Consider the following 13,051-nt stretch of genomic DNA (forward strand, 5'->3'; position numbering starts at 1 on the left):
TTGTTATCCTATTTTATATCCAATATATTCATTTAAATCTCTACCATTGAGAATATCTGCTAAATTCAGCATTTTTTTGTTTGGAAACTGTAATTGTTTAAACCTAAAAACTTTATCACTACTAGCTACATCAAAACCATCTTTAGATATAGCAACTACAGTTCCAGCTTCTTTTTCACTAGTTTGGTCAAGTATTTCAAACTCTCCAACTTTAACTGTCTGTCCATCTAAAACAAAAAATGCAGATGGCCATGGAGTAAATGCTCTGATATGGCAACTAATTTCCCAAGCAGTTTTGTTAAAATCAATAAGACCTTCTTGTTTAGTGATTTTATGAGCATAAGTTGGCTCACCCTGTTGAGGCTTTGCCTGTATTGTTTCAATATTATTAAGCACTTCTAGTAGAGGCCTAATTGATAATTTCGCAAACTTATCATGAAGTGTTTGTGATGTATCTGTACTTTGAATATCAACTTCTAAAGTATTTAAGATATCACCAGTATCAAGCCCAGCATCCATTTGCATAATACAAATACCTGTCGTTGAATCTCCTGCTTCTATAGCTCTTTGAATAGGAGCAGCACCACGCCATTTTGGCAATAGTGATACATGAATATTCAAACAACCATATTTTGGGATATCTAGAAAAGCTTGTGGCACGATAATTCCATAAGCAATAACCACAACCACATCAGGATTTAACTCTTTTATTTGCTCAAGCACTTCCGGATTTTTCTTAAAAGATAGTGGCTGATAAATAGGAGTATTATTTTCTAGAGCAACTTCTTTTACAGGTGAAAATTGAACTTTTTTACCGCGCCCTTTTGCTCTGTCAGGTTGAGTCAGTACAGCTTGGATATTATGCCCAGACTTATATAAATCTTTTAGAACTTGTGCTGAAATATCAGGAGTTCCAGCAAACACTATATTTATTTTTTTCATTTATTACTCATCTCTAAATGCGAATGAACTTAAGCCAACATTATTATGCTCTAAAGGCATACATTTATATTTTAGTTTAGATATACCATTTTGAGCAGCAATTTCTGTTGCAACTTTTAAATTATCTTTACATAGCTGACTTTGTGTTTTATCAGCTGTTTGATGTCCAATGACACTGATTTTACCTAGGTTATTACTTATATTATCACCCTGCTCTAACTTATCTAAACGAACTTCATCTTTAGATATAGAGCTTGTTTCTTTAAAATTTTCACTTGGTAAAAACATACCTTTTGGTTCTATATTTTTATCAGCACTAAAAGCTTTCTGGCAAGCAGCAAAAGTAATTACTATCACAAATATATATAATATATTTTGAAATGTTCTAGTCATTTATTAGTCCCTAAAAGCATACGCCCTTAACTGAACACTGCTTAACTCATTAATCTGACCTTCTGGATAAAGACAAACATATTTGATCTCATGAGCCCCATGTTCTGCAGCTAGTTTAACAGCTTCTTGTAAGTTTCTATCACATAACTTTTGAAAATCTTTTTCTTCAGCAACATGGGTAGATGTTCTGACTTGACCAATATTACCCTTTGTATCACTTTGATACTGTAAGTTAAAAACTCTAACTTTGCTAGGATCTACAGCTGGCAATTCAGCACTATATTTAGGCAAAAACACGCCTTTAGTTTCATAGTCTTTTTTAAATGTGAAAAAGTACACACTTAGACCAAAAACTATTAGTAAAATAACCGCATACATTAAGTTTTGTTGAAATCGGCTCATTAATAATTTATCAATTTTATAATTATTGGATAGATTTTATCACATCTAATAAGGCTTATCTAAGTATTAAATAGTCCAAATTACCCTTATAGTAGAAATGCAATTTACAAACTGATATTACTTATATTTAATTTCCCAACAATTATGAATATTTTTGTTAGATAGAAAATCTCGAGATAAACATTTCTTATCAACATTTTCACAGTTGAATTTGCTAATTATATCTTCTGACATTTTGAAACGACGATAGTTATTTGAAAAATATAACACGCCATCTTTTTTTAGAGAATCCATTGCTAAGTTTATAAGTAGCTCATGATCTCTTTGAACATCCAAAATATCATCCATACGTTTTGAATTTGAGAACGTTGGCGGATCTAAAAATACCACATCAAATTTTTGAGTATTAGATTTTAACCAACCAATACAGTCAGCTTGGATAAACTCATGTTTTTTAGGATCTAAACCATTCAACTCAAAATTATTCTTCCCCCATTCAAGATATGTGTTAGACATATCAACACTTGTGGTTTTAGCACCTTTTAAAGCCGCATGAACACTAGCTGTACATGTATAGCCAAATAGATTAAGAAGAGTTTTATTTTTAGAAGCTTTTGCTACAAGTTGTCTAATCTTACGATGATCTAAGAAAATACCAGTATCTAAATAATCATCAAAATTTACATAAAACTTAGCATCAAATTCACTAATAACATGAAAATTATTTTTATCATTTTCTTTTTGGTACTGGTCTTTACCTTTTTGTCTTTGGCGAACTCGTGTATGAATATTTTCATACTTTACACCTAGAGTTCTATGTATCTGATAGATCGCTTGATAAAATCTTTGCTTAGCAATATTTTGATCTATAGTTGCATCTGCGCGATACTCCTGTAAAAACACATGCTCACCATACATATCTACAGCTACTGCAAAAGTTGGAATATCTGCATCATATAGTCTATAACACTCTACACCAGCTTGCTTAAGCCATGGCTTAAGATTCTTTAGATTTTTTTGTAACTTATTACCAAAATCTATATGCTCATCAGATTTTTGTGCACATGCTTCAGCTATACGAATATTTTTCTCAAGCTGACTCTCATGCTTAAATTTAGCATGCTCATTTATATCAAACTGATAGAGAATAGTCTCAATCGCACCATTATAGAACTTGTTACGTTTTGTTGTGCGAAGTTGCATTTCTTTGATAGATTCAGAAAAACTTGTAAGGATTGCAACTTTCCAGCCATAAAAATCTTGCGATAATCTATCACCGAAGCCATTAAAAATATCTAAAAGCTCATCAAGTTGATCACCATATAATCTCTCACCATACGGAGGGTTTGTAACAATCAAACCTTCACTATCAAATTCATTTTCAAGATCTCGAATATCACGACGCTTAATATTTACAACATCATCAACATCTGCTTGATAGATATTTTTCTCAGCTTTATCTAGGACATTATTATCAATATCATATCCTTGAATAATGGCATTTGTGGATTTTTGCGCTTGTTTAGCTTCTGCTAATAAGTTTTCCCATAATTCTTCATTATGAAACTTTGAGGCAAATATTTTGAAGTCCTTGTTAAGTAATACTGGAGCAATATTTTTTGCCATAATCGCAGCTTCGATAAGAATAGTTCCAGAACCACACATAGGATCTATAAGTATTGGCTGCTCTTTTTGTAACTCATCCAACCACCCTGCTTTTAAAAGAATCGCTGATGCTAATGATTCTTTTAATGGAGCTTGACCTTGAAACTGTCTATAACTACGCTTATGTAAACTATCAATATTTAAACATAAAAATACATTTACAAACTGCTTATGCAAATGTAGCTTGATAATATTATCTGGATTTTCAGTATCAATATTTGGACGCTCATTTGTTTCTCTACGAAACTGATCTACAATAGCATCTTTTGTTTTTTGAGAGACAAACATAGTATTGTTAAAATCATAATGCTTACCAGAAATTATAATCTTAAAAGATTTATCAACATTAAAATAGCTTTGCCAGTCTATCGCAAATATAGCATCATATAGACTTTGTTGATCTGTTACTTTTTCAGTTGCAATTTTTAGCATAACTTGGCTAGCTAGATGGGAGTAAATACAGACTTTATAAGCCTGTTCTAGTGTTCCCTCGAACTCGACTCCTGCAAGCTTTTCTTGAGCTTCAACACCAAGTCTTCCAAGTTCATCTTTTAATAATAGTTCAATACCTTTGGCACAACTGGCGAAAAATGTAAAATTTTGCATAGAAAAATCTAAATTATAGAATATGAGTTAAATGATATATTAATTATGATAAATAACAATCCGTATTGAAGATCTTAATTTCTTTGTCTAGTGCGAAAGACTATATCCCAAATAGGAAATGCTACAGAAAAATTAACATCTGGATTTGTATGATGTACAGCATGATATTTCTTATACCAATGTAATATTGATCCTTTCTTAGATCTAACATGATGTGTAGTGTGATGAATTATAAAATAAAAAAGTAAGTCCAATAAAAAGGCGCTAAAAATTATACTTGCATAAGCAATATTTGACATTAAAACTAATGGTATGAAAACAGTAGTCACATAAACAGGTATTGATACATAAGTTGGGCTACCAATTAGATCAATAGGTCTGTCATGATGAAGCTGATGTAGAGTCTTAAAACCTGGGCAATGATGAAAAATTACCCTATGAATAAAGTATTCTAAAAATGAACCAAGAACAAGTCCTATTATAAATAATATAAAAGCTAGACCTATTTTAAAGTTTATAGCATAAAGACCATAAACTAGAAAAACTAAGACTGCGATAGGATAAATATAAAAATCACTCCAATAACCCGTACTAATTATTTTTTTTGCTTTTGCGAGATTCATAATTACCCTTTCATTTATTGTTTTAGATACTTTCTATGATAAATGATAACACTATACACACAAAACACTTTTCAAAGAAAACTGTACAAAAGTTATGATAAAAAAACACACGGAAACAAAAGTGGTACTCGCAACTGGATTCGAACCAGTGACCCCTACCATGTCAAGGTAGTACTCTAACCAACTGAGCTATGCGAGTATGTAGATTGATATTATAGTTCTATCTCTTTTAAAATCAATAGTTATTCGAAGAAAAGCACAGATAATTTACTAGTAAGAATACGCTCTTCTAGCAGCTTGCTTAGCTCTTTTAACAGCTGCTCTTTTAGCAAGTTTTCTTTTCTCTGTTGGCTTTACAAAAGTCTTTCTATCTCTAAGCTCTTGTTTAATACCAGCTTTTTCACAAGCTCTTTTGAAATTTCTTAGACTAATATCAAAAGGTTTTCTAGGGTCAACGACTATTCTTGGCATATTTATATCCTCTCTTAATTTTAGAATTTTAAGGGCAATTAAGCACTTTTAAGGTTAAAAATTATTAGCAAAATAAGAAATGAAGTGTCTAAAAGAAGATTTAGAGGCTTTATTTTATTTATACCCAACTAATAGTAATACAAACTAATCATTAAAGATATTACATTCTTTAAAAAAAAACTAAAGATTAAAAACATATAACTAAGAATATAATCTTATTTAGGAGTATAATGATCTTTTAGTTAGTTTGAATAGTTATCAAAATGGTTAATCCCAAAACCAAGTATATTGAGTTTGAAAATAATAAAATGTTAGAAATTATTTTTTCTGACATAGAGACTTTAGTCAAAAAGATTAAGAAATCAAAAAAAATAAGCATAGCTCAAGCAGCAGAGATGAGTATATTAAATACAGAAATTATGGAGCAGTTTATTAGCCTCATTAACCATCTGATGGATAACGACCATACTTATGATAAGAGCTCATCAATGTTAGAGAGCTGTTTAGATTTCCAAGACTTATGCTTATATATAAAAAATATCGATAAGTATGAAAAAGACTTCGATTTAACAAAAATACCTAACTTTCATTAAAAAGCTTTCAAATAAGACATTATTACTATAGTATTACCAACAGTTATTTATATTGTAACTTTATTTGATTACTACACGACTAAATATATCAGAAGTTTATTTCCAATATTCTATTCTCTATAAGTAAATCGTTAAGTTTGAACTAAGACCAATGTGATTTAACTTATAACTGAAGTTATGCACTAAGCATATTTTGAGTGATATGAGTTGTGTTGAAGAACGAGGCAACGAGATGTAGGAGCTATTAATAGCTTCAAATCTATGTTTAGTGCATAACTTCAGTTTTGTAAAATAACAACCTAAAAGGAAATACAACAATGAAACAAGGTACAGTTAAATTTTTTAATACGACTAAAGGATTTGGATTTATAGAACCACAAGATGGCGGCAAAGATGTTTTTGTTCACATCAGTGCAGTAGAAAACTCTGGTCTAAGCACTCTACGTGAAGGCGAGAAAGTAACTTTTGAAACTGAAGAAAACAGAGGCAAGCTAGCTGCTGCTAATATCAAATCTATCTAATTTGATTTTTAATATCTTTTTTTAAGTCTTAAATATAAGACTTATATCTAATAGTTTTACCTAAAATCATCTTATTTTGTATAGATATTTATAAGTAAAAATATAAATTTTAGAAGAAGCAAACCCAAAAATTCTTAATTAAATAGCATTAATCAAAGAAAATATTTGAATAATGTTCTCTTCAGGTATAAATTTAAACTAATGAACTAATTTTTTTGGTTACAGTTTTTATATTATGCTGAATTTTTTAATAAATGAACAAACAATCCGCCTGTTTGATATCAAATTTTCACAGGCTTTGGATAAGGGCATTTCTGGTAGTGCTTATATAGATGGTCAAGCCAGTGCTGGCGATGAGCTGGAGTTTAAGCTTGAGGATATCTCTTTTACAGCTATTGTTACAGCTGTTCGAGTTAGCCCTAATACTTCTGTAAATGCTACTAACCCTACTTATATTACTTTTGCTAGCCAAGAAAGCTTCTTAGCTGATGATAAATCTCTACTTAAATACCCTGATGGTAATATCAATGATGTCTTAGAGAAAGTCCTTAAAGACCATGATATAACTGCAGACTTTCAAAGTGATAATGGTGTTGTTCTTGATAATATCTTACAGCATGGCAATTCTACTCTTGATAAGATCATTAGCCTATGTAATCAATATGGTATCGTCTTCTATAGAGATCTAAGAGATGACAACAAGCTTAAATTCTGTAATACATTCGGTGATAAAGATGTAATCAATGTAGATGTCCTTGATAAACAAAGAGCTACTATCGAAACTAAGCCTGTAGCATATATAACTGAAAACATTGTCGCTGATGATAATCACAATGTACTAGCACTAGGCTTTAATAGATATCAAGGTGATGGTGGCTATAAACAATTAGTCCCAGCTAAAAATGGTTTGATTCAATCGCCCTTTATTGGTACCACTTCTGATCTAACTAAGTTTTATGCTCAAAGTCTTTTTAATCATTTTGAAACTTATAAAAATATCCTTGCTCTAGATGGTGCTGGAATCCTAACTGTTGGTGATAAGATTCATGTTGATAGTAAAAAACTACCTATTGATACTAAAGGTTGGTATATCGTTGAATCTAGCGTAAGTATTACAACTGATAGTGAGGGTTTTAACAAGCTTGCTACTTGTCAGTACTCGGCTATTGCTGTGGCTGATGATGTCCAAAACTTAGCTAATAATGTACTAGATCAATATAAGCAATCTAAGTTTGTCAAAGAGGGTTTTGCTGTCAAAGGATATTCTGATGATAGCGAAGATGCTACAACTTTAAATGATAATGGTAAATACCAACTGTCTATCCCAGAGTATTACAAACAGATTGATGAAGATGAAGTTATCAATGATGTTGCTAAACTGCACTTTGTCCATACTCCAGATCAAAAGCATAGCTTCCCATTAGTACAAAACTCCCCTACTCTAGTTATGGAGCTACAAGACCCAACTATACTAGGTACACGTAATACCGAAACTAGACCAGCACATAACAGAAAAGGTTATGAACAAGATTATAGATTAGCTGATAATAAACATAACTCGCTTAACTTTATCCATGCTGGAGCATTTAAGCATAATATCGCTAATCCTAAATCTACTAGCTCTGTTGTATTAGAATCGCAAAAGTATCGTGGTAGCAATAGATCTGCTGCATTACGCTTAGGTGATGAAAGTTATCGTGATATCCATAAAGGTAAAAAACCTGGTATGTCGCTACAGTCTGAAGGTAACTTCTATGAGCTACACCCTAACTACAAAGCTACTGTCTTTGGTAATAGAAACAATGTCGATGCCAAGTATCAAAGTATCTCACCTGTATATTCATTAGTTACTCAAAGGTTAAATTCTGATGATTATCCTTATCATTGGTTAGAGGGTATAAATGCTGATGAATATCATAAGCAAGTAGTTGCTGATAGTAGTAGTCTGACTACTCAAGTTAATAATAAAATAGCTACTGATGCTACTGCTACTAACCTTATCTATGATTATACTAACAAGATTACTCAAGATATCTATCTAAATACAGATCATGATTATAGTACTGATGATGAACATAAACTTGAGTACAATGAAGTTACTAAAGATATTTCTGTTGAGGGAGAAATAACCCAAGAATCTCAAGCTAAAGAGATAAAGCTAACATCTAATGAGACTACAAACACCCTACACCACACGCAGAAAAACATTAATGTAGATGGTGATGTAAACTTTGAAGAAATTGAGCTAGAGCAAAATATCACCCAAGAGATGAATTTAATTGGTGGTGAGATTGTTATTACAGCTAATAAGCTTGTTAATAATATCCCTGATGGTATCAAAATCACAACGCAAAAATCTATCTTTGATGCTGAGCAGATTATGTCACATGGGATGTATAATATAGTCAATGGTGATGGTAATGTTGATGAGGATGAGGAATCTAATGAAGTTATTAGAATTTATATAGTTGATAAATACTGTACAGATGAAAAAGTTGATAACGAAGATGACAAAATCCTTAATGATAAAGCTAAGATTGTTAAATATGTTAAAGAAGATTCTGCTTTAACTGACTTGTTAGAAATAGACTATATCAAAGATGCTAAGTACTTTGAGAAAGGTAGTGATGAAGGTAAGTATATCCCTGCGGAGTTTAAGCGTGATGATAAATACTTCGAGATGAAGCTACCAAAGGATGTAGAGATTGAAGCTATTTGTCTAGAGTTAAATACTTTAAATATTTCAAATAACAAATTCCAAAGTTTGATTGTTGGCTTAAATGGTGAAAAAGTTGAAGATGTTGTAGATGACTTCAAACACTACCAAAACACAATATCACTTAAACCAGAAAACTGGCAGAAGATCAAAGATAAGCAAGATAACAAAGAAACTATCAATACTGTTGAAACTACTATCAATCATTTAGTTATCAATGTCTTTGAACCTCCGATGATGATTAATCTTAGAGAGGATTATTATTTTGCGTATTATAAACATCATATTCAAAGGTTAGTTAGAAAGAACTTCAAAACTGATGCTGATTATATAGGCTTTATAGGTAGTAAAACTCTTGACCAGCTAGATACTGGTGAATTAGATAACATCAAACAGGTTGATAAATTAAAGATACAAAGCTATCAGCAAGAATATTCTAAGCTGATTCAAAGATACAAAGCTCTACTTCCTTTCTTTGATGATCCTAAAGAATTTAAGCCACAAATATTCTATACTGCTTTAAATGATGGCTGGAATAAATTTACTTGGGATAATTATCTTATCGCTCTTGCAAAAAGCCAAAACAACTTGCTTAAAAGACAAGAGCCAGGTACTGATATTAAACCTAACCTGACTTTCTTTATCCATGGTTATAATGTCCCTGTTGAGCAAAAGGGAGATAAAGCAGGTAGCTTTGTTGGTTACCCTCAAGCTTTAGAGTATGCTGATAGTCAATATGATGTCACTTCAAATAAAGTTATTCATGACTATGATTGGTATGATCCAAGATATTGGTACAAGGATAAGATCCTTAAAATGAAAGATCAAAAAGCTAGTATCTTGCCTACTGATGAAGATAGTATTCAATACAATGAAGAAAGAAACCCTACTGATGGAGCTAGTGGCTGGAATCTAATTATGGAGGCTAGTTTAAACAAGGCTGCTGATTGGGATGAGAAAGATCTTAATAAATATAACCGTATTGTTCAGGTAGCTTGGCAAGGTAACCCTGCTAGTGATGCTGATTATATTGCGGCTGTGCCTATGAGTGAATTTGCTGGTGAGCAGTTGGCTCAGCTAGTAGATAAACTTCAAGGTGAAGGTATCGAAGTTAATATTATGGCGCACTCTTTAGGTAATGCTGTAATTATGAATACTTTAAAAAATGTTGGACAACCTATCAATAGAGCTATTTGTTGGGAACCTGCTATTGCTAATAACTGCTTTGATAATGATGATAGTAATACTAAACGCGTACAGAAGTTTGGTAATAAATACATTGAAATAAAACATGTAGAAAAAAATGGAAAAGATAGCCTAAACGCTGAATTAGTTAGCTATAACCAAAACTACAATATCAGCTACAACTATGCAGCAGCTAAAGATAAAGCTGAGAAGTTCACAATAGCATATAGTAACTGTGATAATATTCTCGGTCCTGTTCCGTATGTGCCGAATCTATTTGATAAGAATGAAGATATCTCTAAACTAACTAATGCAGATATTGCAAATAGATTAGCTCCGTATGTTATTAACAGTATGTATGTTGGTATACTTGGTACTATCAATGATAAGTTAGGTACTGATATTCGAGCTTTGGGTAATAGTGGTGATATCGTACGTCAGATCAGTAGCTTAAAGACTAATGATAAGAGTGCTGGAGCTACATTTGGTATTATAAGTACTATGGTATATGCACTAGAGAGCTTAGCTGATAATGCTCTGGGACAAGATTATAAGGTACTTAATTCTATATACTCATTAGCAAATAGATTTGTTTATCCATTTAACTATTTCTTAGAGGGAAATATTGAGAAGCGCTTTGAGGATTTCTATAAGCAATGGGCTGAGCAATACGCAGGTAAGAAGTTCTACTTTAATGGCGAGCATGATATATCTGCTGATTGGGAAAAGCAAAGAGACAACTTAATAGAAGCAATGGAGAAAGATAGTAATACAGGTAACCCTATTTATTCTGTATTTGAAAGATTGATTGATTATGTCTACTCTTTTGCTGGTGGCTATACTTATAAAGATATGCCAAAGAATATTCTTGATAATACTTTAGAGACTGTAAACGGTATCTATAATGTTGGTAGTAATCTGACAAAATCAGTGGCTGATACTGTGACACTTGACTTTGAAAATGCACAAAAAGAGCTAACTGAGTCGTTTTGGAATAGTTTGGGTGTTGGCTTTAGTGCTAGTAGTATTGTTTCTGGTCCTGTTATTAAAGAAGTATCTTCAAGTATTAAGAGCTTCTTTGCTGGTAATAAGACTGTGATTGATGAGCTACATAAGCATAAAAAACTAGTGGCAACTACTATGCTAACTGTATTACTTACCAAAGAAGCTAAACCTGCTGATGCGTTGGGGTATGATGGGGTAGATAGAAAATCTGATACTTTAAATGCTCTTATTGGTAAGACTGTATTCCAGACTGACCAATCAGTTGAAACATCTCTATTAGATGAAAAAGTTAAATATAAATACCCTTGTTTATATGAAGACAAAAGTGGTGATAAACACTTAGTCACTTACTCGCAACTATTAAAGCTTGATAGTTTTGAGCAATCCTCAGCGAGATCATTAATATGCGTAGATCATTCCGCTATGAAAATACCATCAAAAGAGATGATGGACTATGTTTATAAAGGCTATCTACTAAGTGGTGGAGAAGGAAGCTTGAAATACTTCGGTAATTATAAAATAGGTTAAGATTATGAATTTAAAAAAAATTATTTGTACCGTTTCATCTTTAACTTTTATGTCATCTGCTTTTGCAATATCGTCTCTAAGCGTTTCTATATCTACAGATGGGAAATATACTGTTGCTGATGATAGAGATGATAATGTTTATTTATATAACCTAAACAACAAAAATATATCTAAAGTCAATAATGAGAAAGTAAATCATTTTAGCCCTAACTTTATTGATGGAACAGATAACTTTATTTATCAAGATATTAATAATAAAGTTTATGTAGTAAATGCTGATACTAAAAAAGTTATTAAAAGCTTTGCGGTACCGCAAATTAAACCTAAAGGCTTTGAACATCAACAAAATATATATTTTCAAGCTCTAAATAAAGATATGAATATATATGTTTATGTAACTCAATTAGGTATAAATATAGCTAAAGTAGCTGATGGTAAGCTTGAAGATATTTACTCATATAATAAAAAATTTATGGGTACTAGATTTGTACCAAAGATTTATGATAATAAAGTCATAGCCACAACTGATTTAGGAGATCTTTTAATATTTGATTTAGATAAAGTATTTAAAGATGATAAATATGAGCCAATAAAAATACGTAGAAACTATGGATCTACCATGAATACTATCTCGCCTGATGGGAAGTATATATACACGGCAGATAATAGTCGCACTGGAGGTGCTTATAATTTACAAAAAAATAAATCAAAAAGCGATGATTCTGGAATATATTATACCGCTCATATCCCTAATGTAACTTATTTGGAAGGAGATCCTAATCAATCTGATATCATGGGAGACCTTGCGAATTTTAAATTTATTGATAACGATAAAATAATCGCTACTTTTAAAGGTAAAAATCAACCATATTTATGGGCTTTTTTCTATACACCTAGTGAATTTGACTGGAGCGGCAAAGGTAAGTATAAAAGACCTATGTTTTATTCAGATAAATATGCCCCACTAACCAAAGACCCTCTTAAATTTGTTACAGGTGACTATAGAAATAATACAGATCCATACCCTGTAAACTATGGTTACAACACAGTTTTTGATACTTCTATAAAAAGTCATACATTAGTAATAGGTAGAGCAAATGATAGAGGTATTATGGTTTATAACTATAACCCTAGTGATGAAAGCTTAAAACTTGATTGGGTAGCAGAGCCTCCTAAACAAGAGAGTAAGGGATGGTTTTGGTAGGATGTAATTCCCCTCTTGAGAGGGGTGCGATTTGTCGCGGGGTGTGTTTGAAATAGTAAAAATCAATGTTTCTAGTAAGCCTTTAGAAGACCACACCTCCCCTTGCAAAGCAAGGTACTCCTCTCAAGAGGAGAATCTACCAATACAAAGTTGATGGATAAAAAAATCATTCTACGGGTTGACCATAGAATCTAACA

Annotated in this window: 10 protein-coding genes and 1 tRNA gene; 4 read left to right on the forward strand and 7 right to left on the reverse strand. The window is 31.8% G+C overall.

What is annotated here, in order from left to right; genetic code table 11:
• Nucleotides 1-3: 3 nt before the first annotated feature.
• The 7 genes from fmt to rpsU all read right to left on the reverse strand — a co-directional run bounded on the left by fmt (nucleotide 4) and on the right by rpsU (nucleotide 5,102).
• Entirely contained in the window at nucleotides 4-942 is a 939-nt protein-coding gene (gene fmt, locus QI37_RS01335; protein WP_040007843.1) for a methionyl-tRNA formyltransferase, read from the reverse strand.
• Nucleotides 943-945: 3 nt separating this feature from the next.
• The gene (gene fvfA, locus QI37_RS01340) at nucleotides 946-1,335 is read right to left on the reverse strand and encodes a Francisella virulence factor A (RefSeq protein WP_040007846.1); all 390 of its coding nucleotides are present in this window, start codon (nucleotides 1,333-1,335) and stop codon (nucleotides 946-948) included.
• 3 nt (nucleotides 1,336-1,338) lie between these two features.
• Nucleotides 1,339-1,737 carry a Francisella virulence factor A gene (gene fvfA, locus QI37_RS01345; RefSeq protein ID WP_040007849.1) on the reverse strand — a complete coding sequence of 133 codons (399 nt, stop codon included), beginning with the start codon at nucleotides 1,735-1,737 and terminating at the stop codon, nucleotides 1,339-1,341.
• A 117-nt stretch (nucleotides 1,738-1,854) separates the two neighbouring features.
• Nucleotides 1,855-4,008, reverse strand: a complete 2,154-nt coding sequence (gene rlmKL / locus QI37_RS01350; RefSeq protein ID WP_040007851.1) for a bifunctional 23S rRNA (guanine(2069)-N(7))-methyltransferase RlmK/23S rRNA (guanine(2445)-N(2))-methyltransferase RlmL — start codon at nucleotides 4,006-4,008, stop codon at nucleotides 1,855-1,857.
• 74 nt (nucleotides 4,009-4,082) lie between these two features.
• Nucleotides 4,083-4,631: a sterol desaturase family protein gene (locus QI37_RS01355; RefSeq protein WP_040007854.1), complete on the reverse strand. Its 549-nt coding sequence runs from the start codon at nucleotides 4,629-4,631 to the stop codon at nucleotides 4,083-4,085.
• Between the two features lie 122 nt (nucleotides 4,632-4,753).
• Nucleotides 4,754-4,830 (reverse strand) — tRNA-Val (locus QI37_RS01360).
• A 71-nt stretch (nucleotides 4,831-4,901) separates the two neighbouring features.
• Nucleotides 4,902-5,102: a 30S ribosomal protein S21 gene (gene rpsU / locus QI37_RS01365; RefSeq protein ID WP_040007857.1), complete on the reverse strand. Its 201-nt coding sequence runs from the start codon at nucleotides 5,100-5,102 to the stop codon at nucleotides 4,902-4,904.
• A 263-nt stretch (nucleotides 5,103-5,365) separates the two neighbouring features.
• Between rpsU and QI37_RS01370 the strand changes: the two genes are divergently transcribed.
• From QI37_RS01370 to QI37_RS01385, 4 genes are all read left to right on the forward strand, one after another.
• Complete coding sequence (locus QI37_RS01370; protein ID WP_040007859.1) at nucleotides 5,366-5,695, forward strand: hypothetical protein; 330 nt, start codon at nucleotides 5,366-5,368, stop codon at nucleotides 5,693-5,695.
• A 317-nt stretch (nucleotides 5,696-6,012) separates the two neighbouring features.
• Entirely contained in the window at nucleotides 6,013-6,216 is a 204-nt protein-coding gene (locus QI37_RS01375) for a cold-shock protein (RefSeq protein ID WP_040007862.1), read from the forward strand.
• 235 nt (nucleotides 6,217-6,451) lie between these two features.
• Nucleotides 6,452-11,650 carry an alpha/beta hydrolase family protein gene (locus tag QI37_RS01380; RefSeq protein ID WP_040007865.1) on the forward strand — a complete coding sequence of 1,733 codons (5,199 nt, stop codon included), beginning with the start codon at nucleotides 6,452-6,454 and terminating at the stop codon, nucleotides 11,648-11,650.
• A gap of 4 nt (nucleotides 11,651-11,654) precedes the next feature.
• On the forward strand, nucleotides 11,655-12,854 hold the full coding sequence (locus tag QI37_RS01385; RefSeq protein ID WP_040007868.1) for a hypothetical protein: 1,200 nt from the start codon (nucleotides 11,655-11,657) through the stop codon (nucleotides 12,852-12,854).
• Nucleotides 12,855-13,051: the final 197 nt, after the last annotated feature.

Source organism: Candidatus Francisella endociliophora, from assembly GCF_000764555.1.
GTDB lineage: Bacteria > Pseudomonadota > Gammaproteobacteria > Francisellales > Francisellaceae > Francisella > Francisella endociliophora.

Bases quoted from the DNA above. Each gene is read 5' to 3' on its own strand.
- QI37_RS01385 (WP_040007868.1), top strand. From the start codon at position 11,655: ATGAATTTAAAAAAAATTATTTGTACCGTTTCATCTTTAACTTTTATG.
- fvfA (WP_040007846.1), bottom strand. From the start codon at position 1,335: ATGACTAGAACATTTCAAAATATATTATATATATTTGTGATAGTAATT.
- QI37_RS01370 (WP_040007859.1), top strand. From the start codon at position 5,366: ATGGTTAATCCCAAAACCAAGTATATTGAGTTTGAAAATAATAAAATG.
- fmt (WP_040007843.1), bottom strand. From the start codon at position 942: ATGAAAAAAATAAATATAGTGTTTGCTGGAACTCCTGATATTTCAGCA.
- QI37_RS01355 (WP_040007854.1), bottom strand. From the start codon at position 4,631: ATGAATCTCGCAAAAGCAAAAAAAATAATTAGTACGGGTTATTGGAGT.
- fvfA (WP_040007849.1), bottom strand. From the start codon at position 1,737: ATGAGCCGATTTCAACAAAACTTAATGTATGCGGTTATTTTACTAATA.
- QI37_RS01380 (WP_040007865.1), top strand. From the start codon at position 6,452: ATGCTGAATTTTTTAATAAATGAACAAACAATCCGCCTGTTTGATATC.
- rlmKL (WP_040007851.1), bottom strand. From the start codon at position 4,008: ATGCAAAATTTTACATTTTTCGCCAGTTGTGCCAAAGGTATTGAACTA.
- rpsU (WP_040007857.1), bottom strand. From the start codon at position 5,102: ATGCCAAGAATAGTCGTTGACCCTAGAAAACCTTTTGATATTAGTCTA.
- QI37_RS01375 (WP_040007862.1), top strand. From the start codon at position 6,013: ATGAAACAAGGTACAGTTAAATTTTTTAATACGACTAAAGGATTTGGA.